This is a genomic window from Paenibacillus sp. J31R34, from assembly GCF_059383715.1.
Map to the genome: position 1 here is coordinate 73016 of NZ_JBXENU010000010.1, position 25565 is coordinate 98580.

A 25565-nucleotide genomic window follows, 5' to 3' on the forward strand; every position below is an offset into this window, starting at 1 on the left:
ATGACAGAACAGTGGCAGCAGGATATTTGCCGCCTGACAGAAACGGGCGGGCTTTTGCAGGGAACGCTGAGCCAGCTTCGCCGCAAGGATGGAGATGCAGCGCCCAAAATCATCATACGTCCCGTCCAATTGAAAAATGGCCTTCATTATCAATTTGAAGCTCATTATGCAAATAAGGTTATACATAACAATTGGCTTCCTGAGGATGCGGGACCGAAGCTGGTCGAACTGCTCGGCGAGCAATATCGCCAGGCGCTTCTCAAAACGCAGGAAGCAGACATACAACTGCTCCTTAGTAAAAAAGGCAAGCCGACTTTGCTTAGAAAGCCGCCAACCGCTACTTCGGCCAGCATGGAGCAGCAGCACAACCGCCAGAAGCAGCGCGTTATTGCAGAAGGGCACGCGGCTCCGTTTATGGTGGAGCTGGGCATTATGACGCCGGAAGGCAAGGTCCATGCGAAAAAGCAGGATAAGTTCCGGCAGATCAACCGCTTCCTGGAAATGGTTGCCGATGTGCTGCCTCAGCTTCCGCAGGACAAGCCGCTGACCATTATTGATTTTGGCTGCGGCAAATCGTATTTGACGTTTGCTCTTTACCACCTGCTGGCGGTAGAGCAGAAGCGGGATATCCGCATTATCGGCCTCGATTTGAAGGCAGATGTCATCACTTTTTGTTCGGAGCTTGCACATACGCTCGGTTATGATAAACTGACATTTATGGTAGGAGATATTGCCGATTATGAAGGTGTGAGCGAAGCGGATATGGTTGTGACGCTTCACGCTTGTGACACGGCTACCGATGCAGCGCTTGCGAAGGCTGTCGGCTGGGGAGCAGCGGTTATTATGTCCGTGCCTTGCTGCCAGCATGAGTTGTTTAAGCAAGTGAGCAGCGACGCACTCGCCCCAATTTTATCGCAAGGACTGCTGAAAGAACGGTTTGCTGCAATTGCAACCGATGCGGCCCGCGGAACGCTGCTTGAGGTGCTGGGTTATAAAGTTCAAATGCTGGAGTTTGTTGATCCGGAGCATACGCCCAAAAATCTGCTTATTCGAGCGGTTCGCGGCGAGTCGGGCACACAGGCGAAAAAATGGGAGCAGTATGAGCAGTTTCGTAATTTTCTGCAATTAGCACCTAGTCTTGAGAAACTGCTTGCCGGACGTTTGCCCGCAAACTAGCAAGTATATTTGCCGCCAGAGGACGGCGTCAGCCGTTACACTTGTGGAATTGGTTTATTAATGCATGGATGATAGCGACCAAATTATAGATGCCGATTACTAGCGTTATCATGGTTAAAGGCGGGAAACAAGGAAATGAGAAAAGTTCAGATTGGCATGGTGCAGCCGGGGGACAGGCTTGCCAAAACTATTTTTCAGGATAACGGCAGCGTGCTGCTCGGCGCAGGCGTGGAAATGAATGACCGTTTTATTAATAGGCTTGAAAATTTGGGCTATGATTCTGTGTTTATTGAAGATAAGGACACGGAGGATATCATGCCCGAGGACAGCATACGCGACGAGACGCGCAAAAAAGCGGCAGAGGCTGTTTCTGCAACGATGAATGCATTCAAAGAGCCCGCCCTAAAGGGGCGGACGATTGCACCGGATATTGGCCGGACATTCCGCTCGGTATTCGGGTCCATTATGCAGGATCTCGCGAGCAGGCCGAATATGGCGGTCAATTTGACCAGCATTCATTCGGCGGATGCCTATTTGTTTCAGCATTCGGTGAATGTGGCGGTGCTCTCTGGCGTTATTGGCATTGCCAAGGGCTTTAATCGCAATCAATTGGAGGATTTGGGCATTGGCGCGCTGCTGTTTGATATCGGCATGACGAAGCTGCCTCAGCCGCTGCTGGCGACTAAAGGGCCCCTATCCGATAACGAGCGCAAAATTGTACAGAGCCACTCGATGGAGGGCTTTGATATTTTACGGAAGTATCATGACATTTCCCTCGTATCGGCCCACTGTGCCTTGCAGCATCATGAGCGTTATGACGGTTCGGGTTATCCACGCGGACTTAAGAATGATGATATTCATATGTTCGCTCAAATAGTCGGACTTGCCGATGTATATGACGCACTGACCTCACCGCGGCCTTATCGCAAAAGGTATACACCAACGGAAGCCATCGAATTTCTATTCGCGGCTGGCAATACATACTTTGATTTTGAGCTGATTAAGCTCTTTTGCCGCCATATTTCCATTTATCCGGTGGCGACGACGCTGCTGCTCAGCTCGGGACAGACCGCCGTCGTGACAGCGAACAATGAGCTAGCCCTGCATCGTCCGCGCGTACGCATTATTCGTGAAGCCGACGGCTCGCATACGGCTGCTCCTACTGAAATTGAGCTCAAGGACGACTTGTATTTAACAATTGTCAAAGAGCTATAGGTTCAGAGCGCGAGTCTTTCTTGAAATATATGAATGAATAAGTTTCACAAATGCTATTAAATAGCACGGATATAAATGGGTTTGCTAGGTTGGGGGCTTGACTATACGAGCATTCCTTATGCTGCATAAGCTGTTAAGGCAATAAGCGCATAAAGGAGTGGTATGATGTCTAAAAAAATGCAACCCCCGTTTTTAGGCCCTAAGGGTACAGGAAAAGTGATCAGCAAGGTAACCGGGACAAAGAGGCTTCAAAGCGGAGGCCCAACGTTTAGCCGTCTGACGGTCGTATGGGTTACGAACAATGGCGTGCCGTTTAATACGACCGGTTTTTTTGCCCGTCTGTTTAGAGGTAATAATGTCGTTGCGATTGCGGCGTTTGACCGCTTTGGTGTCGTCAGGTTTAACCAAATTCAGACGCTGACTTCCGTGTCTTACACGATTCGTTTGTACAATTCGAATGGCGTGTTGTTCCGTACAGCTTTCATTCCGGCAGGAGTACAAACATTCGCGGTTATCGGCTAACATCAGATCCTCTTGCATTTTCCGCTTATGGCAGGCGGAAAGGGCGGGAGGATTTTGCTTTCTCTTTGAATCTACTCTATCTTCATGTAATATGGGGAGAGATGTATAAAGGGGGAGCTTTGATACATATGGGTGTGCAGCATCATACTTTATCCAAGCTGGATATTATTCGCAGAATTCTATTTATTACAATTGGGGCTGCCCTAGTATCTGTAGCTTTAGAGATTTTTCTGGTGCCGAACCATATTATCGACGGCGGGATTGTAGGCATTTCTATTATCGTATCCCATTTTACGGGGCTGCCGCTCGGCTTGTTTTTGTTTGTATTGAATCTTCCTTTTCTGCTGCTAGGGTACAAGCAAATCGGGAAGACCTTTGCTTTATCGACGTTATATGGCGTTAGCGTCATGTCACTGGGTACGTTTTTACTGCATCCGGTGCAGGCGATTACGAGCGAATATGTGCTCGCCGCTATTTTCGGCGGTGTCATATTGGGAGCTGGCGTCGGACTCGTTATCCGCTTTGGCGGCTCGCTGGATGGGACGGAAATTGTTGCGATATTGAGCAATAAGCGGCTGCCGTTTTCCGTAGGCGAGGTCGTCATGTTTTTTAATCTTTTTATATTGTGCAGCGCCGGTTTTGTATTCGGTTGGGATCGGGCGATGTACTCTCTATTTTCTTATTTCATAGCCTTCAAAATGATCGACATTACAATTGAAGGCTTCCAGGAATCGAAAGCCGTCTGGATTATTAGCGAAAGCTGGCAGGAAATTGGCGCAGCTATTATGAGCCGTCTCGGGCGCGGCGTCACTTATTTGCACGGCGAGGGCGGCTTTACGGGCGGGCAAAAACGGATTATTTTTTGCGTGATCACTCGGCTGGAGGAAGCAAAGATGAAATCGATCGTGCAGGAGCTTGATCCGTCTGCATTTCTGGCCGTCGGCAACATTCATGATGTGAAGGGCGGACGCTTTAAGAAGCGTGATATTCATTAGCAAAGGGGTTTAAGCTTTGGATGAGTTTGCAAGCATCAGCCATTGGACGGCGGGCAGGCAGCCTGTAGATTGGCAGCAGCAAAGAGGCGTGACGCTCGGTATTGGCGACGATACGGCCATTATTGCTCCTGCGGCGATGGCCGATGAGCTGGAAGGTTCATTGGAGCTGCTGATGGCCGTCGACACGATGGTGGAGACGGTGCACTTTAATGCCTATACGATGACGGATGAGGATATCGGGTATAAGGCGCTTGCCGCGAACGTAAGCGATATCGCGGCAATGGGCGGTTTGCCGCGGCATGCGCTCGTGTCTGTGAGCGTGCCAGCGGCGTATGGGCCGGGGCGGATAGCCCGGCTCTATGATGGGCTTTATGCGTGCGCCGCGAATTACGGCGTTGCGATTGTTGGCGGCGATACGACGTCTTCGCCGCAGCACTTGGTTGTTGCGGTGACGGTGACAGGAGCCGTCGAAGCTGGGCGGGCTTTGCGCCGCTCCGGGGCGAAGCCCGGAGACGCGGTTGTGCTGACCGGAGCCGTCGGTCTGTCGGCGGCGGGGCTGCATTTGCTGCTCGCGCGGAAGCAGGAGCGGCAGGGGCAAGAGCAGGCAGTGAGCGAAGCAAGGGAAGCGGCCGAAGCTGGTGATGCCTGTCAGATGAACTCTGCTGGGGATTCGCAAACAGTAAGCTCTGATGGAGCTTCCGCTAATGCAGAGCATGAAGAGGTGCGCGGAGCGGCAGTGCTTATAGCTGCGCATTGCCGCCCTGCGCCTTCCGTGCGCGCGGGACGTTTGCTGCTAGAGCGTGGCAGCTGCCATTCCCTTAATGATGTGAGCGATGGACTCGCCAGTGAAGCATGGGAAATTGCCGAAGCCTCGAAGTGCTGCCTTGTACTTAAGGAAGATTTGCTACCACGCAGCGGCAGTATGGCTGCTTATGCGGGTGATGTCGGAATTGATCCACTGGAGTGGATGCTTTATGGCGGCGAGGATTATGTGCTGCTAGGCACAATGGAAGCCGCTGACGTGCAGGCAGCCCGAGAAGCATTCCGTGCTGAAGGCTTGCCATTTTATATGGTTGGCGAGGTGAGGCAGGGGGCGCCTTCCGTGGAGCTGGAGCTGTCGTTGTCAGCCAAAGCAACGAATGTGGACAGCGCCGCTGCCAAACGTATGCCGCTTGCCAAGCGAGGCTATAATCATTTTAAGAAATGAAATTGGGTGAATAAGATGCAAACAGCGATTGGAGAAGCACAGTGGAAGGCGAGCAGTACGAAGGATACGGAAGCGCTCGCGATGCTTATTGCCTCATGGGCAAAACCGGGCACGCTGCTGGCGCTTGACGGCGATCTTGGTGCTGGGAAAACGGCGTTTTCACAGTTTTTTGCCAAAGCGATTGGCGTGCAGGGCATAGTGAATAGTCCAACTTTTACGATTATCAAAGAATATGAAGGCGCAGAAATGCCCTTTTATCATATGGATGTTTATCGTGTTTCTCTTGAAGAAGCGGACGAGCTGGGGCTTGACGACTATTTTTATGGCAGCGGCGTGACGATAGTGGAATGGGCAAGCTTGATCGAAGAGCTATTGCCTGAGGAGCGCTTAGAGCTGTATTTGGAGCATACGGGCGGCGAACAGCGGTTAATTCGGCTGAAAGGCATCGGAGAAGCCTACGCAGGCTGGTGCCAGTTTTTGAATGACAGGGAAGTGGGGAAGCAAAATGGTTGAACAGGCGCAGCAGCCCATATTAGCATTTGATACCTCGACGGTTGCCCTTGCGGCGGCTGTTATTCAAGGCGATCGGATTTTAGGTGAAATTCAATCTTTTGCGGAGCGCAATCACTCCGTTTATATTATTACGCATTTAAAGCAGCTGCTTGAGGATTGCGGTGTAAGCAAGGATGCGCTTGGCGGCATTGCTGTAGGCGGTGGCCCAGGCTCTTACACGGGCATGCGAATTGCAGTAACGGCGGCTAAGACGCTTGCTTGGACCTGGGATAAGCCGTTAGTAGCGCTGTCCAGCCTTGAAGCGATTGCTTACGGGGCATGTGAGCGATTAAAACAAACGGATGCTCTGATTTCATCAGTGCCGCAGCAAATTCAGTCGGCTGATCCTAATATGAACAAGGGAGCAGTATGGCTCATTCCTATCATGGATGCAAGGAGGGGCCAAGTATATACAGCAAGCTTCTCTTATGCATATGGCGATCAATGGGAACGTCAGTCGGCGGATGGAATCAGGCTGATGCGGGATTGGGTCGATCAGTTACTGAAGCAAGTTCAGAAGCAGGCTAACTATGTTACTAAAATTTACATCACTGGCGATCTTAAGCTTCATGAGGCGGAGGCGCAGCGGCTTGTGGAAGGCTGTGCAGAAGCGGGTGTAGAGGTCAGTCTGTTTCCTTATGAGCTGGAAGGCCGGGCGATAGCTGAGCTGGGGCGGAAACGGCTGCTTGCAGGTGATACAGATGACCTCCATACGCTTGCGCCCAACTATACGCAGCTTCATGAGGCGGAAGTTAAGCTGCAGGAGAAAGAAGCTGCCCTAAAGGCTGCAAAGGAAGCTGAATGGGCAGCCGCTCAATCGGCTTCTCTAGAGTCTGTCATAAAGGCCGATGTGGATGCGGCTCGAGTAAAGGATGCGGAGCCATGATAAGAGAAATCAATCGGGATGAGATTATTTATCGGTCCATGACGTTGCAAGATATACCGTTTATTGTGGCAATTGAGCACGAGGCTTTCACGGGCCCATGGACAGCTGAAGCTTTTACCAATGAATTGACGAATAATATGTTTGCCAAATATATGGTGATGGAATACGAGAAGCAAGTTATCGGATATGCGGGCATGTGGGTGATCGTGGACGAGGCGCATGTGACGAATGTAGCGGTTCGTTCCGATTATCGCGGACAGGGACTCGGAAAGCTGCTGCTGGGCGAGCTTCAGCGGACGGCGGTATTTTTCGGTGCGAAAAAAATGACGCTGGAGGTCCGGGTATCAAACGAGGTGGCGCAGCGGCTTTACCGCAGTCTGGGTTTTGAATCGTCAGGCGTTCGTCCCGGTTATTATTCAGATAATCAGGAGGATGCGCTCATTATGTGGGCGGAGCTTGATACGAGCAGCTTGGGCGTCCGGGAAGAGGGGTAGGAGCATTGAGCATACAACAACAAGAAGGAATGGCGACAGCGGCAAATGAAAGCAAGTCAGGCCTTATTCTTGCCATTGAGACGAGCTGTGATGAAACATCCGTTGCTGTTATTCAGGATGGAAAGCATATATTATCGAACGTCATTTCGAGCCAAATTGAGGTGCATCAGCGCTTTGGCGGCGTTGTGCCGGAAATTGCCTCACGCAAGCATGTAGAGGTCATTACGCTGATGATTGAGCAGGCGATTGCTGAATCGGGCATGAAGCTGAAGGATTTATCCGCAATTGCGGTGACGCAGGGGCCGGGACTAGTTGGAGCACTGCTTGTTGGAATCGTAGCGGCCAAAACGCTGGCGATGGCGCTCGACCTGCCCTTAATCGGCACCCATCATATAGCGGGACATATTTACGCTAACCAGCTCGTCCATGAACTGGTATATCCGTGTATGGCGCTCGTCGTTTCTGGCGGGCACACGGAGCTTGTGCTGCTCGAAAATGAGGGCTCCTTTCGCATGATTGGTCGCACGCGCGACGATGCGGTTGGGGAAGCTTACGACAAAGTAGCCCGTTCGCTCAAGCTGCCTTATCCGGGCGGGCCGCATATCGACAGGTTGGCATCCGTTGCATCGGAAGCGCTGGCGCTGCCAAGGGCATGGCTGGAGGCGGATTCCTATGATTTCAGCTTCAGCGGCTTGAAGTCGGCGGTGCTCGCTGTTATTAATCAGACGCAGATGCGTGGGGATACGCTCAATGAAGCGGCGCTGGCACGGGGCTTTCAGGAATCGGTCATCGAGGTGCTTGTTGAAAAAGCGCTTCGCGCCGTTCGCGCCTATGGCGCCAAGCAGCTGCTGCTGTGCGGAGGCGTCGCAGCGAATCGCGGCCTGCGGGCAGCTCTGACTTCCCGCTGCGAAGCCGAAAGCGTGCCGCTGCTCATTCCGCCGCTGACGCTGTGCACGGATAATGCGGCGATGATTGGTGCCGCCGCTTTCCTGAAATGGCAGCGCGGCGAATATTCGTCACTTGATCTTAAAGCTGAGCCGAGCTTCAGCCTAGAAGGCTGGATGGCACCGCAGGCGCAGAGCTAGACTAACGGCTGCTCGAAATTTTTTTGAGTGCTGTGATTGACATCTCATTTTTCAAGGCATATAATAGGCAACAATACTTTGAACTTCATATTCTGCAAACGCAAGGAACAGGAATAGTAGGGCCATTCCCGGAATGAACAGAGAGCTGCGGGCTAGTGCAACGCAGTCGACGGAAGCCTGAAGCTCGCCTGGGAGCGGAACAGTGGAACAGCTGGCTAACCATGGATAGCCGGATTTACTACACTGTCACGGCTAACCCCCGTAATCGGGTGCGCATCGATCAACATCCGGAGTTGATGATGTGCCTAAGGTGGGCATTCTAATTTGCTGCAATAGCAAAGCGGAGGGTCAACAAGGGTGGTACCGCGCAGGATTGTAATAAGCCTGTCGTCTCTTGATTTATTCAAGAGGCGACAGGCTTTTCTTGTTGTTTGGAAGTTCAAAGCTTAGAAGCAAGCAATGAAATGAGCAAGCAGGCAAGTTAGACATGAACCAGCATAAGAAGCTGAAATCACATAAAGTAAACGCAAGGAACAGGAGTAGTAGAGCGGTAAAGCGGGATAACAGCGGGAACCTTGAACGGGACGCGGCAGGCGGATAACCAAGCTGCTGTATGGTCGATAAGGAAGCGCTGCAGAGAGCTGTGGGATGGTGCGACGCAGTCGAAGCTTACGTTCGAACTCGCCTGGGAGCGGAACGATGGAACAATCGGTGCAGGCGGCTAAGGTTAGCTGCGAGCCTGATATGCGTACATCGTTACGGAATCAGCCCCCGTGACCGGGCATCAAGCGGGTTTGGACCCGCGCGAATGCAGCAGGTATGGAATTATCCATCCAGCAGCAGCGTGAAAGGAGAAGCCGATCTGGTTTTTCTGCTCAAGGCGCACACAGGGTCCAGCCAATTAGAGTGGTACCACGGAGGGTGAAAAGCCTGTCGTCTCTTTCAATTAGAGACGGCAGGCTTTTTTTGTGCAGCTGTAGCTATAGTTAACTAAAATTTCAGGAGGTCATAACGATGACAACGGCAAATGAGACGAATAACGGTATGAGAAAAATTCAAATTTTTGATACGACGCTGCGAGACGGTGAGCAGTCTCCGGGCGCTTCCATCGATCCTGAACGTAAAATTATTATCGCCCGCCAGTTGGGTAAGCTGGGCATTGACGTCATCGAGCCGGGCTTTGCTATTTCTAGCCCCGGCGAATTTGCAGCGATTCAGCAAATTTCCCGCGAGCTGCAGCATGTTGAAATTGCCGGCTTTGCCCGGATGATGAAGGTCGATATTGATGCGGCGGTCAAGGCGACGCAGGATGCGGCAAGAAGAAGGCTGCATCTATTTATTTCCTCGTCCGACATTCATCTGCAGCACCAGCTGAACAAAACGCGCCAGGAAGTAGTGCAAATCGCCCGTGAGATGATTGCTTATGGCAAGCAGTTCGTAGATGAAATTGAATTTTCAGCGATGGATGCAACCCGCTCGGACCGCAATTTTGTCATAGAATTGGTCGAAGCGGCCATAGCCGAAGGTGCGACGATCATCAATCTGCCGGATACGCTTGGCTATGCGATGCCGGACGAAATCGATGATATGTTCCGATCTGTTCGTCGCCTGGCTAGAGGCGGAGAAACGGTTCGCTACAGCACTCATTGCCATAACGATCTGGGGATGGCAGCTGCGAACAGCCTGGCCGCTATTCGTGCAGGTGCGACGCAGGTAGAGGTTACCGTCAATGGCGTTGGAGAGCGCGCTGGCAACTGCTCGCTGGAGGAAATTGCAATGATTATCGAGACACGGAGGTCGGTGCTGCAAATGGAGACGCGGATTGAGCAAAGCGAAATTTATGAAACGTCGCGGATGGTCAGCCGGGCGATGCATTATCCGATTGCATTTAATAAGCCGATTGTGGGCCGCAATGCGTTCCAGCATGAGTCTGGCATTCATCAGGACGGCCTGTTGAAAAACCGCAATACGTATGAAATTATGGACCCGGAAGCGATGGGTATTCCGCGCAGCATGATCGTGCTGGGCAGACACTCCGGCCGTCACGCAATCAAGCATCGCCTGTCGGAATACGGGATCGCCGTAGAAGGCGAGGAGCTGGTCAATGTGTACAATCGCTTCAAGCAAATAGCCGATGAGAAGAAGCTGGTGACGGATAATGAGCTGATTCGCATCGCTGGCGAAATGACGGCGACTCAGCCTGATCCGTATATGCTTACCGATCTGCAGGTGCTGTCGGGCAGCCATAAATCCCGTATTGCGACCGTGACGATTCGTGAAAATGATCTGGGTACCGAGCATTCCTATACAGGAACTGGCGATGGACCTCTAGAAGCCGTCATTCACTGTATTCAGCAAGCGATCCCCGTTGCGGCAGAATTCGAGGATCTGGAAATCCATTCGTTGTCCACAGGTGAGGATGCACACGGTGAGGCGGTCGTGACAATTGTCAACAATGGCGAGCGCTATCGTGGAACTTCGATTCATAGTGACATCGTATATGCAGCCGCACAGGCATATGTGGCAGCCTGCAATCAAGCGATGCTGACCATTAATAAGCGGGCGAATGAACAAAGTGTAATTTAATAGCAAGCGCAAGAAAGGGACTTATTCACAGGGCGTTAAGCTTTGTGGATAAGTTCTTTTTTATGCGTAAAATCAAGGGTTTGACTGGGGATGGGCTGTTCGTGGAAAGTGGATAGTTTTTTCACTTTATCGACACTGGAATTGTGGATAATGTGAATAATTTTTCGGAAAAATCGACGGCATTAAAAATTTATGACGTTAACGTTTACAAATCCTTTATTTACGTCGGAAAATGTCGACAGAATTTACTAACAATTTGCGTCTGATTGTGGACAACTTTGTGGATAACCATTTTCGATGTAAAAAATGAAAATTTACTATAGGTTTCCTTTTTATTTGCTTAATAACCTGAAATTATGCATTTTTTTGATCCGATATTAGAAAAATAGGATAAGAAAATGTGAAACATGTGATGAAGTATGCGGATGAGAAGGTCATTGCCATGATGTTCGGGGGGAAAGAGGAGGAGCAGGAAAAGGAAAAGGAAAAGGACCGCAAAGAAGGCGAACGATTATGAGTACGAATATGATTGCCCCGCATAATGTGCAGATTGCCCCATTCGAGCTTGTTCACATGCTGTCTTTATCCGTCGAGAAAAAAATCAATGAGCATGCGAAGCTTGTGTTTACCGGCATTGTGTCGGAGGAGCTGAAGGACAGCTACGTGTAAATGCCCGATCCCGGGACGGAGCCTCGAGGTAAGCCAGAAGGATGAAAAAGGGCGGACTACCGCTTATAACTACGATGCCAAGCAAGTAAGTATGAAGGTTTATTTCCTTTAAGATTAAAAAGGGAAAAAGCCTTTTTTGCCGAAATGAATCAATAAGAGTTTATGAAGGTAATGGAACAAGAGTAGTTTCCCGTTGGCTGAAAAAGGAATCTTCTCTGTCATGCTTAGTTATATTTCATCTGGCTAATTATATAGAAGAAAGGCGTCAGCGATCGTTTATTTTAAAAATGAATCATTAAAAACTCACACTACAAGTCATATTTCTGAATTTTATTCGAATAAATCTATCAATATCCCTGAAAAAGTTGCGGAACCGCAATAAACTTGCGGTGGTAATTGCGTTTTTTTACGGTGAAATTACCGTTCATATGGGGTAAGGTTATAAGACAAGCGGTAGTTTCCGGCAGAAGATCAGAGAAACGGGGTTATGCCAAAACGTCTTATCAATCAGGGAGGCGACAATTAGGTGAGAAGGACAATGATTAAGGTAGACTCGGTATGTAAAGCTTATGGCTCGAATCAGGCAGTCGATAATATTTCCTTGAATATAAAAGAAGGGGAGTTATTTGGCATTATCGGCACGAATGGCGCTGGAAAGACGACGCTGCTCGAAATGCTGATGGGACTGCGTCAGCCCGACAAGGGACAAATCGAGGTGCTTGGCATTAATCCGGCTGCTGAAGCAACTGAGCTTCAGGAGCATATTGGCCTTCATCTGCAAAGTATATCGCTGGTGGATAAGCTGAATGTGAGGGAGGCGCTGGAAATGTTCCGCTCCTTCTATAAATGTTCAACCGAAATGAAAGAGATTATTGACCGCTTTGGCTTGGAGAGCTACTTGGATCGTCCCGTTAGGCGTTTGTCTGGCGGCTGGCGGCAGCGCGTGGCGCTGGCAATTTCTGTCGTCAACAACCCAAAGATTATTTTTCTGGATGAACCGACTACCGGGCTGGATATGCAAGCGAGAGAAGAATATTGGTCCATTATATTGGAGCTTAAGCGCCAAGGGAAAACGATTGTTTTGTCCTGCCATGATATGGGGGAAATGCAGCATCATTGTGATCGTATAGCTGTGCTGCGCCAAGGAAATCTAGTGAAATGCGATACCCCTAAGCGATTAATTTCGCAAATTCCAGCCGGTGGTTTAACGATGGAAGCCGTATATGTCCATTTTGCTTACGCGGGAGCCGTGTAACAGCAGCAGTTGGAAGGAGGGCTTACATTCATGAACCGGGATCGTGACCCCACAGGCCCATTTGTCAATCGTGCCGATATGCTCAGGAAACGAATGGAAATGATCGCTGTGCTGGTGAACCGAATAAACGAGGAGGAGATGGAACAGGAGCGGCTGAATTCAAAGAGGAAGGCGGGTTTTATTACTAAAATATTGAAAAATGTTGGTGCGTTTTTACTCCATCGTGTAAAATAGAAAAATCTTGAAACGATGGGGGTCTAAAGTTGGAGGACTGTGTACCTAAAATCGAATTTGAAATGCGAGAGATGGTCAAACGACATTTTACAGTGGACTCATTGATTCAATACGCCTACTTATTTTTAATGGACAGGCTGAATGAGCAGCTTCCTTTTGGACGCTTGACGGTGCTCCACTACCGGATGTTCGGCGGTGAAGGGGCGGCAGTGTATCGTGCGGCGGCAGCGGTTGAATTTCTTATTCTGGCGACCGATATTTTCGATGACTTGCAGGATCAGGATGCGCCAAAGCAGGCCTGGTCTGAAGCTCCTCTGCCTATAGCACTGCATCTTGCAGCTGCTTTTTTGACCCTTTCGCAGCAAGCGATGATGGATTCTGAATTCGATAGCTCCCATGTGCAAACAACAATGAAAATGATGAATCTTCAATTGCTGCAAGCGGCGAACGGGCAAATGATGGATTTAATGAACGTTGTGTCCGACGAGCAGTCTTATTTTCAGTCGATTAAGCAAAAGTCGGCAGCTTTAATCGTTCATGCCTGTATGACGGGCGTTATGCTGACCGGCCGAGGCTGGCATCCGATTGTAGCGGAATATGCAGTTGAGGTGGGAATGGCGGCTCAAATTAAAAATGACATTCGCGACCTGCTTCGCTGGGATGAGAAAAATGACTTTTTGCAGCGGAAGAAAACGCTTCTTACTCTGTACATGCTTGAGGATGCTGTAGACCAGCATAATTGGATTAGGGATTATTTTGAAGGTCGCTTGAATGAGGCTGATGTAGCGGATAAGCGCGGCCTGCTTGAGGAAGCTTATGAAAAATCCGGTGCCATGCTGTACGGTTCAGTTGTGATGCGCACACATTATAACCGTTTTATGGAGCTCTTGGAATCGGTTCCTGAGGTGGCCGTGCATAAGGAAATGCTGTTAAGCATATTGGCTAAAGAATAGCCTCCGAATAACACCGCAATGGTAGTTGCGGTAAATACGAACTAGATTTGCGTTTGCTTGGCTATCATTTCCTGTTATAGTTAACTACAGAAAGACTCTTACACATTCCTAAGGAGGAGTTCCAGTGTTGAAAGAATTTATTCGTTCTTTAGCCAAAGACTCGCAAATGATGGATTTAGCAATGAGCGGGAACTTGCAAATGGCTGGAGTGACTCCAGCGGAGAAGAAAGCGATTTTTGAAACCCTGAGCATTCAAGCAGATAAGAAGGATAATTACCAATTGGCCTACTGGACATAAGGTAATGCTCTGCATGAATTTAGGGGGAGAAAGATGAAGTTGTTACGCTCAAGGAAACTATTAGTCTTTCTCTTCCTGAGTGGGTTGTCCGCTTTGCTAGTTTATCTAACAATTGTGATTATTAATGACCCTTTCATCGGCGCGGTAACAATTAAGAATGATCAAGGTCAATACTTAATTGAATCACTTGAGCCAGCAGGACAAGGTGTAATTAAAGGTTTGAATGTCGGAGACGTCGTTCAACAGGTCAATGGACTGTCAACAGATCAAAATCTTAATATCATTAAATTTTCTACGATTGAGAGAGTAGACAGTATCCAAGTCATAAATGCAAGTGGCGAGATAAGAATAGTAACTTTTAATCGGGGTTGGAATGGCGACCATACGGGAATAGAATTGATATTTCAATTGTATATACCTTGGGGCTCTCTATTATTATTTCTCGGGTTATCTTCTTTCTTGTATAAGAAGCGTAATAATGATTTGGCCGCAATTATGCTAATATTGTTTTTTACAGCAATAGGCTTAAGTTATTTTGCTTCAGTTGCTGCATACCGTAGTGATTTAGTTGGCATTACGATTATGTATGCGGTGCTTCCTTTTATTGCGATTTTGTTTTTATTGTTTATGAATATTTACTTGCGGAGATATGGCATCATTTTTATCAGTCCAAAGCTGATTCTAGCCATGATCATTGCTTTTGGGGCAACCTCGCTATTCTGTCTTGTTTATGTGTGGACGAATTATATGTCGGAAGCCGTGTTTTTAAACGCCAGAATGGTTTATCATGGGACCTTGATTGTAGGGAATTTCATCTGTATCTACCAGTTGTTTAGAAAATTCTTCTACTATCGGAAGAGTAGATTCAATTCCTTGTTTAAAATAACGCTTGCTTCGCATTTGGCTGCTTTTACCCCTTTCATTACAATGAATTTATTGCCGTTGTTGGGAGGAAACATTCAAATTTTGCCAGCGGCGTTCACTGCACCTTTTTTGTTCGTGCTGCCGATCGTTTACTTTTATTTATTAACATCCAACCAATTGTTTGATGTTGATTTTATATTGACCCGCTTTAAGTATTATACATTGCTGTCCTTATTGCCGGCGCTTGTCGTTACGATGACGATTGCTGCGATTGTAAGTAGTGACACTGTATTCTCCTGGGTCAGATGGCTTCAAATCTTTATCATTATTTACGCTGTTATGACCCTGTTTCTTTATTCCAAGGAGCAGATTGATCATAAATTTCGTCCCAAGCTTTTTAAAGCAATGTACAGCTACCAAGACAGCCTTGATCGTTTCTCGCGCAAAATTGCACGAGTCATGAAGCGGGATGATCTGGAGATGGTGCTGAAAGAAGAAATTGGGGCGTTGCTTCCGGCTAGCCGAATTGATTTTCTCATTGTAGACCAGGTTGAAGCATTGGTTATTCCGGCAGGAGTGCAGGATGATGAGCAGAGTACCGCTATTTTTCTGCTGCAAGTGACTGAATCGCTTCAAGTCGGGGAAGTCATTGAGCTGCCTCATGGTCTGGGACTAATTATTGGCTGTCAGAAGTCAAAGCAGTACATCGTATGGATTGGCTCCAAAACCAACCATACCCGTTTCAATTCAGATGAGCTTCGTTGGCTCAAGACGCTTGCGAATTATGCAAGTATCGTGTTTGAAAACTTATATCTGATTGAAAGCTTAATCGAGGATTTAGAATCTGAAATTAAGAAGGAGCAAGCTACAACACCTTGGATTTTAAGATTGTTGTTTTGCCTCTCGGAAAATGAACGGCGGAAGCTTGCAGCCGATCTTCATGATTCTGCGCTTCAAGACCAATTATTGTGGTACCGAAGGCTGGAAGCACTCATGCTGGACCATCCGATAACGGAAAAGCTTGAAGTCGAGCTTGACGAAATCAAGGAAGGACTGCTTGATGTCATCCATCAAATTCGGGAAACCTGCAATGAGTTAAGACCGCCGCTGCTTAAGGAAATGGGCATTGTTGAAGCATTGGAATCGATCATTGAGCATACGCAAATGAGAAACAATTTTGCGGTTGATTTTCGGGCCAAGCCTTTCGACAACCTGCTTAACGAAGAGCAGATTACAGCGATTTACCGCATTGTCCAAGAGTTGCTTCGCAATGCTGATAAGCATGCGCGTGCCAATCTGGTCACGTTAGAGTTGGAGCAGAGAACAAACATAGTTTATTTTCACTATAAGGACGATGGGGTCGGCATGGATGTCGATTACATGGAGGCTTCTTTCGAGCATATGGGTTTATCCGGTATTAAAGAAAGAGTCGCTAGCCTTGAAGGTGAAATAACATTCCGGTCGAAACGTGGAAAAGGTCTTGAGGTCATTATTATATTGCCGCAAAATATGACGACTGGCCGATCGGAAAGGGGTTTGCTGCGTGATTCGTATCTTATTAGTTGATGATCATCCATCTGTCGGAGAAGGCACCAAAACGATGATTGAACAAGATCCTGAAATGAAGGTGACGGTTGTATTATCGGCCATGGAAGCGCTAGATGCGATTAGCAACGAAGGATTTGACATTATTTTATGTGACTTGAACATGCCAGGCATAAGCGGTCTTGAGCTTGCAAAACGTTTGATTCAGCAAGATCCGGATCGTAAAGTGCTCATATATACTGGTTATGAAATTAGTACGCACTATAATTTATTGATAGAATGCGGCGTTTCCGGCTTTATCTCTAAGACGGTCTCGCGAGAACAGCTGCATAACGCCATTCGATGCGCTATGCGAGGGGAAGCGGTTATTCCGATTTCACTGCTCAAGCAGCTGCGGCGCAACGAAGTCAAAATTACGCGTGCTGAGAAAGTAATTGAAGAAGTATCGATTAAAGAACGCGATCAGGATATTTTGCAGCAGGTCGCGTACGGCAATAGCAACAAAGATATTGCCATTAAGCTGCATATGAGTCAGCGTACTGTAGAGTACCATCTAACCCGGATTTTTGAAAAGCTTAACGTTAGGTCCCGATCGGAAGCGATCGCGGAGGCAAAACGGCTTGGCATTATCCGACTTGAGCAATTTGTCCCTTGAGTTTTACCGTTGCTGCCTATATATTCGATAGGCAATGACATTTTCATATTGGGATAGCTGTGGCAATCATTGCGAGCTGCAGTCACTTGATCCCCCCAGTAATACCCTAACATTGGTTTCCCTCTCAATGCTTGCGCTTTTATAGCGCAAGCATCTTTTTATATTTTTTTATGACCAGGTTCGCCAGTACTTCCTAATATAAAAGAAGAACATTAACGAATCCGTGTAGCTTGTGATTCGTTAATGTCCTGAAATGTTATTTAATATTATTAATAAAGGAAGTGATGCAGCGAATACTATTCACTAAGGGTTTCCCATTGCTCATAGGCCTCGCTTAAAGCGGTGCGCTTCTGGTCGATTTGTGACTGGATGTCCTGAATACGCATGTAATCGTTGAAAATAGCTGGGTCTGTCAGTTGCAGCTCCAGATCCGCAATGGCTTGCTCTAGCTCGGCAATATCGGCTTCGACCTGCTCCAGCTTGCGCTGACGGCTGCGTTCCTCACGCTTTGCCTGCTTGTCCAACGCGTAATCGCTAACGTTGTCGGAAGGCGCAGTAGCTTTATTGCTAGCAGTCCGCTTAGCTTCTTCCTCCAGCCGTGCTTCTTCGAGTTCATGCTTTTTCTCTATCATTTCGTCATAATTTCCTAGGAAATGTTCGGTGCCTGCAGGTGTCAGTTCGACAATGCGCTCCGCCATTTTATTAAGGAAATAACGGTCATGAGAAATAAAGAGCAGCGTGCCTTCATAATCGAGCAAAGCGGATTCCAGTACTTCCTTGCTGTACAAGTCCAAATGGTTGGTAGGCTCATCCAAAATGAGCACATTGGCTTGAGCCAGCATGAGCTTGGCAAGCGATACACGAGCTTTCTCGCCACCGCTGAGCGCCGAAATGCGTTTAAGCACATCTTCGCCGCTAAATAGAAAGCTGCCAAGAACAGTTCGAATACGAGATTCCTCCATATGAGGGTAGAGCCCCCAAACTTCTTCCAATACGGTATTCGTCTGATTAAGTCCAGTGTGTTCTTGGTCGTAATATCCGAGCTTGACGTTGGACCCCCAGGCGATGGTGCCGCCCGAAGGCTGGCGCTGTCCGACAATCGTTTTGAGCAGTGTCGATTTGCCGATACCGTTAGGTCCAATTAGAGCCACAGTCTCGCCACGCTGCAAGCGGAAGGAGACATGCTGGAACAAGGGCTTGTTTTTCTCGTCAAACAGCACAGATAAATCCGATACCTGCAAAACATCTTTACCGGTTTGGCGCTCAATTTGGAACGTGAAGTTGGCTTTCTTTAAATCGCCCAGCGGTTTGTCGAGTACGTCCATTTTGTCGAGCGCTTTACGGCGGCTTTGAGCGCGTTTCGTAGTAGAGGCACGGACAATATTACGCTGAATGAATTGCTCCATCTTGGCAATTTCGTCCTGCTGCTTCTCAAACTGCTTTAGATCGCTTTCGTATTCTGCAGCCTTCAGGTCAATATATCGGCTGTAGTTTCCTGTATAACGTTTAGCGGAATGCCGTTCGATTTCAACAATCGTCTGCACAAGCGCATCGAGGAAATATCGGTCATGAGAGACGACAAGAATCGCGCCGGAATAGCTGCGCAAATAGCCTTCAAGCCAAGTGAGCGTCGGAATATCCAAATAGTTGGTGGGCTCATCGAGCATGAGCAAATCAGGAGCTTGAAGCAAAATACGGGCGAGTGCCAGCCTCGTCTTTTGACCGCCGCTGAGCGTATGGATAGGTGTATCTGGCGGAAAAGTGCCAAAGCCCATGCCGTGAAGAACGCTGTTGATGCGCGTATTGATTTCAAAGCCGCCTTGCTCGCGAAACCAGTCAGAGCGGCGGGAATAGCGGTCGAGTACCTCTTCATAACGCTTTGGCTGTTCATGCAGCACGGGATCAGCAATTTGCTGCTCCAGATCGCGCAGCTCCTGCTCGGCCTCCAGCAAATGAGCAAATACGGCGCGCATTTCGGCTTCAATGGTGCGGTCGGATTGCAGACCGCTGTTTTGAGCCAAATAGCCGAGTCGCGTTTCCTTGGCCTTGTGGATGGCGCCGGAGTCGAAAGAAATCTCTCCCGCAATGATTTTTAACAGCGTGGACTTGCCCGCGCCATTGACGCCAACAAGTCCGATGCGCTCGCGTTCAAGCACCTGCATCGTAATGTTTGATAATATGGGATCTACACCGTAGCTTTTACTTATATTAGAAACTTGAAGCAGCATAAAAAATACCTCCAACGAATAATTGCTTAGCTTTCGCTTGCTTGCTATTTCATTATATATTAACACAAATGCAAGCCGCCATTGGCGAAAGTTGCATAACAATGGTAAACTGAACATAATTGAAATTGAGGAATTGGAAAGGCAGAATAGCGATTATGACGGACAATGAAAAATCGCAAATAAAGGCGGAAAAACAGCGTATTCGAGCGGATGCTGCTAAAGCTCGCGATCGCTTGTCCAAGCAGGATCGGACATTACGGTCTGAGCTTGCTTGCAGCGCATTAAGCGTATGGCTGGAAGAACATCCGGAGCAGCACGAAATCATGTGTTATGTTCCATTTCGCTCTGAGCTGGACATGTGGCCGCTAATGGAATGGGCGTGGTCAACCGGGCGTGAGGTAATCGTACCCCGTTGTCACCCGCTTGATCGCTCGATGACACTGTACCGGCTGCAATCGCCAGCGGATTTAATGGAGGGTGCATATGGAATCCGTGAGCCTGACCCGGCGAAATGCGAGGAGCTTCCGCAGGGGCATATGCCAGGCATCATCATCGTCCCAGGCATTCAGTTTGACCGCATTGGCGGACGAATGGGCTATGGCGGAGGTTATTATGACCGATTTGCGGAGCGGGCAGGCGAGGCAGGGAAGCGCGCGATGTGGATTGGCGCAGCTTTCGAGTCGCAGGTTGCAGAGCAGGTTCCGATGCAGGAGCATGATTTGAAGATGAACGGAATCGTAACGGAATCCGGGATTCATTTGCTATAGAAGCTGTAAGGGGGAGAGAGTGCTGTGGGATTGACGCATTTTAACGAGCAGGGCAGGGCCAAAATGGTGGATGTAAGCGATAAGGACGTTACGTCTCGCAGTGCTACAGCACAGACGACCATTACGATGCACAGCGAGACGCTAGAACGGATTAAAGCGGGAACGATAGGCAAAGGCGATGTGCTGGCCGTATCACAGGTTGCAGCCATTATGGCCGCGAAAAAAACATCGGACGTCATTCCGATGTGCCATCCGCTTCCTTTGACTGGCGTGGATGTGCGCTTTGATGACAATGGCGCAGATGAGCTATACATACAGGCAACCGTGAAAACAACAGGTAAAACAGGGGTCGAAATGGAGGCGCTGACAGCAGTTTCGATCGCCGCTCTTACCGTTTACGATATGTGCAAAGCAATTCAGAAGGATATGGTGATTGGCCCGACACATCTTGTTGCAAAGACCGGTGGCAAAAACGGCGATTACCAGTTTCAAGCGGAAGCAGACTCGATAGAAAAATAAAGCAAGGCGGCTGTTTCCAGTGATGGAATCACCCATGATCGGACAAGGGATGGGAGGAACGGTAAATGCAGTGGAAAGTGGCTATTTTGACGGCTAGTGATAAAGGCTCGCGCGGTGAACGTGAAGATACAAGCGCACAAGTTATCAGGGAGCTGGTAGAGGAAGAGCTTGGCGGCGTAATTGTCGATTATCGCATCGTTCCGGATGAGCAGGATGAAATTATGGCAGCCATCATTGAGATGACCGAATATTATCAAGCGGATTTATTGCTGACGACAGGAGGGACAGGACTTGCGATTCGTGATGTGACGCCCGATGCTACATTGCGGGTGGTCGATCGGGTTATTCCAGGTCTTTCAGAAGCGATGAGGTTTGGCGCTATTCAAAAGACGAGAAGCGCCATGCTGTCCCGAGGCGTATGCGGCATCCGTGGCAAGTCGCTGATTGTGAATTTGCCGGGCAGCCCGAAAGGTGTCCATGAAAGCTTAATGGCCATTATGGATCAACTGCCTCAAGCCCTTGAGATTATTTCCGGTACACAGGGAGAGGACGTATTATGAGCAGCGCTGGGCAGCATAAGCAGCAAGGGCAAGCAGCAACAACGGCCGAGCTGAGTTTGGAAACCAAGACGGTGCTAAAGGAAGTGTCCGTCTACGATGCCATTGGTTTGCGGCTGGCTCATGACCTCACCCGCATTATACCGGGTGAGTTTAAAGGCCGTATTTTCAAAAAAGGCCATATTATAACCGAAGCTGACATTCCGAATCTGCTCGATATTGGCAAGGAGCATATTTACATTATGGAGCTTGCCCCTGGCGAGCTGCACGAGGATGATGCTGCAAGCAGGATGGCAAAGGCGCTTTGCGGAGACGGCATCTGGCTAAGCGAACCGCATGAAGGTAAAGTAAGCATGAAATCCGAGCTGCTTGGGCTTGTTGAGGTTGACGAAGCGCTGGTGCATGCCATTAATTCGCTCGGCGAAATTGCGCTTGCGACGGTAAAGACGAATAGCGTAGTGAAGAAGGATGGACAGCTTGCGGCTACTCGCGCTATTCCGCTTGTCGTGCCGGAATCCAAGGTAGAGGAAGTTGAGCGCTTGGCAGCAGAGTATCGCTCGGCACATGATGGCGCAGCGCCCGTTCGTGTAAAGCCATTTCGCAAGCTGCGAGTGGGTCTGCTGACGACGGGCGGGGAAGTATTCGGCGGGAGGATCGAGGATAAATTCGGTCCCGCTGTCCGCAGCAAGCTGGAAGCCTTCGGCTCAGAGGTCATCGAGCAGCGTTTTGCTCCCGACGACAAGCAGGTGATTGTTAATGAAATTAACTATTTGCTTAGGCAAGATTATGATATGATATTGGTAACAGGCGGAATGTCTGTCGATCCTGACGACCGCACACCAGGGGCAATTAAGGCGTCGGGTGCACACATCGTTAGCTATGGAACGCCGATGCTGCCTGGATCCATGCTGTTAATGGGTTATTTGAACGAAGTGCCAATACTTGGCTTACCGGGATGCGTCATGCATGACCCGTTTACTTCATTCGATGTCCTGCTGGCACGCATACTTGCGGGGCATCAAATTGTGAAGGAAGATATTACACAGCTCGGTTATGGCGGTTTGTACGGATGCTGAGTTTGGACAGACATCCAAGAGTAGAAGGAGGTAGACGATTATGCCATCTATTGGTGCAACAGGAATTATTTTGCTGGTGCTAGTGGCCCTGCTGTTGTTTGGTCCTAACAAGCTGCCTGAATTGGGTAGAGCTTTCGGTCGGACGCTTAAGGAGTTTAAAGCGGGTGCAAGAGATGTAATGGATGATGAGCCAAAGGACAAAGAGGAGAAACGGATCGACGTTTCCAAATCAGACAATACTGAGTCGAATAACAAGCGGCTGCCGGATTAATCGGGCCCGCTTTTTTTCTGGAAGGAGATTGTGACAGATGGGAATCAGGCAAGACGAAGCTACCGAACAACCCTTTAATCGCGAACGGCTGCGTGAGGAAGGCCTGATGCCGCTGCTGGAGCATGTCGGAGAGCTTCGCAAACGGATTTTTTATATGCTGCTCGTTATCTTGGTGGGCCTCATTGCTGGTTTGTTTGTGGCAAAGCCTGCTTATGATTTCATTATGAGCCTTGAGCCAGCGCGCTCTCTCCCGATGCATACGTTCTCCTTGTGGGACGGGGTCGGCGTCTATATGAAATTCGCGCTCGTCATAGCGCTTATTATTACGATTCCATTTACGGCGTATCAGCTATGGGCATTCGTTAAGCCAGCTTTGCATGTAAAGGAACAGCGGGCGACGCTTAAATATATCCCATTCGCTTTATTGATGTTTTTGGTGGGACTGTCATTTTCTTATTTTGTCGTTTTTCCACTCGCGTTTCATTTCACCAGAAATGTTTCGGACAGTTTGGATTTGGTCGAGACGTTCGGAATTATTCAATATTTCACCTTTATGTTTAATATTTTGATTCCGATTTCGCTGTTATTTGAGCTGCCGCTGGTCATTATGTTTTTGACCGCAATCCGGATTTTGAATCCGATTCGTTTGCGCAAAATGCGCCGCATTTCCTATTTCATTATGATTTTTATTGGGGTCGTAGTAACGCCGCCCGATTTTGTATCGGATGCGCTCGTGGCCATCCCATTAATCGGTTTATATGAAATCAGCGTTTTCCTGTCCGCTGCCATATACCGCAAGCAGCTTGCTGCAGACAAGCTGCGCGAAGAGGAAATGAACGAAGAAGTCTCATAGCTTCGTATGCGACCATCGTTACATAAATCCCCATATCCATTGCTTTCATAGCAGTGGACACGGGGATTTTTCTGATTTTATGCCAGGCATCATTATTTTCATGTTGACAATTTTCGAAGCAAAATATAATATTGAAACAGTTGTTTAAATCGATTGTTTAAAACATTTGTTTAAACCAGATAAATAGACACAGACAGGATGGGATTGGCGATGAAAAACACGATTCAAGCTTTTATGAAGCGTCCAACAACAATTGTTGGTATTATTACGGCGCTTATGTTTCAAATTGTATTTTCAGTTATATGGATGACAGGTTATAATGGAGTGACCGATCGTATTGATAAATTGCATATTGCAGTAGTCAATGAAGATCAACAGTTCGGCGCGCAAATCGCAGGTTCTTTGGTCGGCAATTTGCCCTTCCAAATGTCGCAGCCTGCAAGTCTTGAGGATGCGAAGCAGCAGCTTAATGCACGTGAGCTGCAAATGATTATTTATTTCCCTGCTGATTTTTCGCAAAAGGCGATGGCGGCAGATGGCAAAGCGGATATTGGCTATTTTATCAATGAATCCAACCCTGCTTTAATTAAGAGCATTATGAGCAATGTTGCTGCAGAGGTAACGAAGGAAGCCAATGCACAGGCGATAGAGCAAGGCATCGCAGGTACGCTTGGCAAGGCAGGTGTTCCGGTGGAGCAGGCGGCGATTGCTGGCCAAAGCTTAGCGGAACGTATTACGGCGAACATCGAATCCATGAACCCGGTCAAAGGCATGAGCAACCAAATGGTTCCGATGATGATGGTGCTCGCTTCTTATGTTGGCGCGATGATTATGGGGATGAACCTGGAGCAATCGTCGATGATGGTTAGTGCTGTAGCAGGCCGCTGGAAGCGTTTTGCAGCTCGAAGCATTATTACGGCAGGTGCGGCAATTGGCGTATCGCTTGTAGGCTCTTCTTTGCTCGCTGCATTTAATGGACAAATGGAGCAGGGCTTCTTGAAGCTGTGGCTGTTCCAGCTCATGTTCGTGCTTGCGTTTATGTTTGTCTCTCAAATGTTCTTATATGTATTTGGCATGGCTGGCATGCTGTTTAATATTATTGCACTGTCCGCGCAGCTCGTTTCATCTGGTGCGATTGTGCCGCGTGAGCTGCTACCGGATTTCTATGTAAAGCTTGGAGAGGCGCTTCCTGCAACTTATGCAGTTGAGGGGCTAATGAATGTGCTGTTCGGTGGTAAGGGGATTGGAAGCGAGGTTGTGGCACTGGCTATTATTGCGATCATCGGTTTTGTGATCAGCATGGCAGCGGTTGGCTTGAAGAAGCAGCTTGCGCCGAAGCCGGGGCAAATGGCAATGAAGTCGAACTAATTCGTTTCCGCGCTTTCTAATCAGCCCCAAGTGCTTGCGTCAAATAAAGTGGTTGCCGTTAGGAGGCTGAGATGAAAGCTGCGGATATCGATGTGAAAATGAGAATTTTGCTGGCAGCGAAAAAGCTGTTTGCCGCTCAAGGCTTTGACAGGACATCCGTCCGGCAAATTTGTGAGGAAGCGGGCGCGAATGTGGCGCTGATCTCTTATTATTTTGGCGGGAAAGATAATTTGTTCTTCGCACTGTTTGAAGCTTTTTTTCCTAGCAGGGGCATCGCTTCTATCGCTCAGGATATGGAACCGCTTGAAGGCATGAAGCTCGTAATTCGGGAGCTGCTCACCTTTCGTTATCAGGATGCTGAGCTATCCTACATCATTCAATGCGAGTTTGCGCTGCATACACCGCGGATTGAAATGATTCAGGAGCGTGTCCTGCCGCTCTGGCAGCTGATACATCAATGGCTGCTGAAGGGGCGTGAGCAGGGAGTGTTTGAATTCCATTCCATTCATATGGCTTTTACGGCGGTCAGCTCAACCCTGCTTTTTCCGAAAGGAAATATCCACATGCTGGTGCTTATGGGCGAGGATACGTCTACGCTGGAGGAGCGGATTGCGGATACGACGGCTTTTATTCTCAAAGCGTTAAAGCCTTCGGAGCAAGCCGAATAAGCTTATCCATAAACAAGAGAAAACCAACTTCAACTCCGTTATTGCAAGCGGGAGGTGAAGTTGGTTT

General features: G+C 48.5%; 27 protein-coding genes. 26 read left to right on the forward strand and 1 reads right to left on the reverse strand.

The annotated features are described in order from the left end of the window. From AC50YG_RS24625 to AC50YG_RS24710, 18 genes are all read left to right on the forward strand, one after another. Positions 1-1176, forward strand: a complete 1176-nt coding sequence (locus tag AC50YG_RS24625) for a class I SAM-dependent methyltransferase (protein ID WP_473756275.1) — start codon at positions 1-3, stop codon at positions 1174-1176. A gap of 135 nt (positions 1177-1311) precedes the next feature. Next, positions 1312-2391, forward strand: a complete 1080-nt coding sequence (locus AC50YG_RS24630; RefSeq protein ID WP_494830565.1) for an HD-GYP domain-containing protein — start codon at positions 1312-1314, stop codon at positions 2389-2391. 165 nt (positions 2392-2556) lie between these two features. Next, a complete protein-coding gene (locus AC50YG_RS24635) occupies positions 2557-2913 on the forward strand; it encodes a hypothetical protein (protein WP_473756273.1) in 357 nt (118 codons plus the stop codon). Between the two features lie 128 nt (positions 2914-3041). Continuing rightward, a complete protein-coding gene (locus AC50YG_RS24640) occupies positions 3042-3908 on the forward strand; it encodes a YitT family protein (protein ID WP_341279402.1) in 867 nt (288 codons plus the stop codon). 16 nt (positions 3909-3924) lie between these two features. Continuing rightward, positions 3925-5115 carry a thiamine-phosphate kinase gene (locus tag AC50YG_RS24645; RefSeq protein ID WP_494830568.1) on the forward strand — a complete coding sequence of 397 codons (1191 nt, stop codon included), beginning with the start codon at positions 3925-3927 and terminating at the stop codon, positions 5113-5115. Positions 5116-5130: 15 nt separating this feature from the next. Next, entirely contained in the window at positions 5131-5628 is a 498-nt protein-coding gene (gene tsaE / locus AC50YG_RS24650; protein WP_494830570.1) for a tRNA (adenosine(37)-N6)-threonylcarbamoyltransferase complex ATPase subunit type 1 TsaE, read from the forward strand. Next, the gene (tsaB, locus tag AC50YG_RS24655; RefSeq protein ID WP_494830572.1) at positions 5597-6553 is read left to right on the forward strand and encodes a tRNA (adenosine(37)-N6)-threonylcarbamoyltransferase complex dimerization subunit type 1 TsaB; all 957 of its coding nucleotides are present in this window, start codon (positions 5597-5599) and stop codon (positions 6551-6553) included. Before tsaE ends, tsaB begins: the two co-directional genes overlap by 32 nt. Beyond that, on the forward strand, positions 6550-7047 hold the full coding sequence (gene rimI / locus AC50YG_RS24660; protein ID WP_494830574.1) for a ribosomal protein S18-alanine N-acetyltransferase: 498 nt from the start codon (positions 6550-6552) through the stop codon (positions 7045-7047). The genes tsaB and rimI overlap by 4 nt, the downstream gene beginning before the upstream one ends. Positions 7048-7058: 11 nt before the next feature. Continuing rightward, the gene (gene tsaD / locus AC50YG_RS24665; RefSeq protein ID WP_494830962.1) at positions 7059-8132 is read left to right on the forward strand and encodes a tRNA (adenosine(37)-N6)-threonylcarbamoyltransferase complex transferase subunit TsaD; all 1074 of its coding nucleotides are present in this window, start codon (positions 7059-7061) and stop codon (positions 8130-8132) included. Positions 8133-8707: 575 nt separating this feature from the next. Then, complete coding sequence (locus tag AC50YG_RS24670; protein ID WP_494830576.1) at positions 8708-8857, forward strand: hypothetical protein; 150 nt, start codon at positions 8708-8710, stop codon at positions 8855-8857. A 319-nt stretch (positions 8858-9176) separates the two neighbouring features. Beyond that, positions 9177-10718 (forward strand): 2-isopropylmalate synthase, encoded by a 1542-nt coding sequence (locus AC50YG_RS24675; protein WP_494830964.1) that lies wholly within the window; start codon positions 9177-9179, stop codon positions 10716-10718. A 513-nt stretch (positions 10719-11231) separates the two neighbouring features. Then, complete coding sequence (locus AC50YG_RS24680) at positions 11232-11387, forward strand: hypothetical protein (protein WP_473756267.1); 156 nt, start codon at positions 11232-11234, stop codon at positions 11385-11387. A 538-nt stretch (positions 11388-11925) separates the two neighbouring features. Beyond that, positions 11926-12642, forward strand: a complete 717-nt coding sequence (locus AC50YG_RS24685; RefSeq protein WP_473756266.1) for an ABC transporter ATP-binding protein — start codon at positions 11926-11928, stop codon at positions 12640-12642. Positions 12643-12672: 30 nt separating this feature from the next. Next, complete coding sequence (locus tag AC50YG_RS24690) at positions 12673-12876, forward strand: hypothetical protein (protein WP_341279394.1); 204 nt, start codon at positions 12673-12675, stop codon at positions 12874-12876. A gap of 29 nt (positions 12877-12905) precedes the next feature. Continuing rightward, the gene (locus AC50YG_RS24695; protein WP_494830579.1) at positions 12906-13829 is read left to right on the forward strand and encodes a polyprenyl synthetase family protein; all 924 of its coding nucleotides are present in this window, start codon (positions 12906-12908) and stop codon (positions 13827-13829) included. Between the two features lie 124 nt (positions 13830-13953). After that, on the forward strand, positions 13954-14127 hold the full coding sequence (comX, locus tag AC50YG_RS24700) for a competence pheromone ComX (RefSeq protein ID WP_494830581.1): 174 nt from the start codon (positions 13954-13956) through the stop codon (positions 14125-14127). 33 nt (positions 14128-14160) lie between these two features. After that, positions 14161-16557 (forward strand): sensor histidine kinase, encoded by a 2397-nt coding sequence (locus AC50YG_RS24705; RefSeq protein ID WP_494830583.1) that lies wholly within the window; start codon positions 14161-14163, stop codon positions 16555-16557. Further along, the gene (locus tag AC50YG_RS24710) at positions 16535-17191 is read left to right on the forward strand and encodes a response regulator transcription factor (protein WP_046229099.1); all 657 of its coding nucleotides are present in this window, start codon (positions 16535-16537) and stop codon (positions 17189-17191) included. The genes AC50YG_RS24705 and AC50YG_RS24710 overlap by 23 nt, the downstream gene beginning before the upstream one ends. Positions 17192-17487: 296 nt before the next feature. On the opposite strand, the gene AC50YG_RS24715 is transcribed toward AC50YG_RS24710, so the two are convergent. Next, a complete protein-coding gene (locus AC50YG_RS24715; RefSeq protein WP_494830585.1) occupies positions 17488-19419 on the reverse strand; it encodes an ABC-F family ATP-binding cassette domain-containing protein in 1932 nt (643 codons plus the stop codon). Positions 19420-19574: 155 nt separating this feature from the next. Here AC50YG_RS24715 and AC50YG_RS24720 point away from each other — a divergent pair, with 155 nt between their 5' ends. From AC50YG_RS24720 to AC50YG_RS24755, 8 genes are all read left to right on the forward strand, one after another. Continuing rightward, on the forward strand, positions 19575-20186 hold the full coding sequence (locus AC50YG_RS24720; RefSeq protein WP_494830587.1) for a 5-formyltetrahydrofolate cyclo-ligase: 612 nt from the start codon (positions 19575-19577) through the stop codon (positions 20184-20186). Positions 20187-20210: 24 nt separating this feature from the next. After that, positions 20211-20705, forward strand: coding sequence for a cyclic pyranopterin monophosphate synthase MoaC (gene moaC, locus AC50YG_RS24725; protein WP_494830589.1), 495 nt, complete (start codon positions 20211-20213; stop codon positions 20703-20705). Between the two features lie 65 nt (positions 20706-20770). Beyond that, on the forward strand, positions 20771-21265 hold the full coding sequence (locus AC50YG_RS24730) for a MogA/MoaB family molybdenum cofactor biosynthesis protein (RefSeq protein ID WP_341279388.1): 495 nt from the start codon (positions 20771-20773) through the stop codon (positions 21263-21265). A 56-nt stretch (positions 21266-21321) separates the two neighbouring features. Then, positions 21322-22338 (forward strand): molybdopterin-binding protein, encoded by a 1017-nt coding sequence (locus AC50YG_RS24735; protein ID WP_494830966.1) that lies wholly within the window; start codon positions 21322-21324, stop codon positions 22336-22338. 40 nt (positions 22339-22378) lie between these two features. Continuing rightward, on the forward strand, positions 22379-22609 hold the full coding sequence (tatA, locus tag AC50YG_RS24740; protein WP_046229102.1) for a twin-arginine translocase TatA/TatE family subunit: 231 nt from the start codon (positions 22379-22381) through the stop codon (positions 22607-22609). Positions 22610-22646: 37 nt separating this feature from the next. After that, positions 22647-23462, forward strand: a complete 816-nt coding sequence (tatC, locus tag AC50YG_RS24745; protein WP_473756260.1) for a twin-arginine translocase subunit TatC — start codon at positions 22647-22649, stop codon at positions 23460-23462. Positions 23463-23672: 210 nt separating this feature from the next. Next, entirely contained in the window at positions 23673-24830 is a 1158-nt protein-coding gene (locus AC50YG_RS24750) for a YhgE/Pip domain-containing protein (RefSeq protein WP_494830595.1), read from the forward strand. A gap of 71 nt (positions 24831-24901) precedes the next feature. Next, positions 24902-25498 (forward strand): TetR/AcrR family transcriptional regulator, encoded by a 597-nt coding sequence (locus AC50YG_RS24755; RefSeq protein ID WP_494830602.1) that lies wholly within the window; start codon positions 24902-24904, stop codon positions 25496-25498. The last annotated feature ends 67 nt before the right edge of the window (positions 25499-25565 follow it).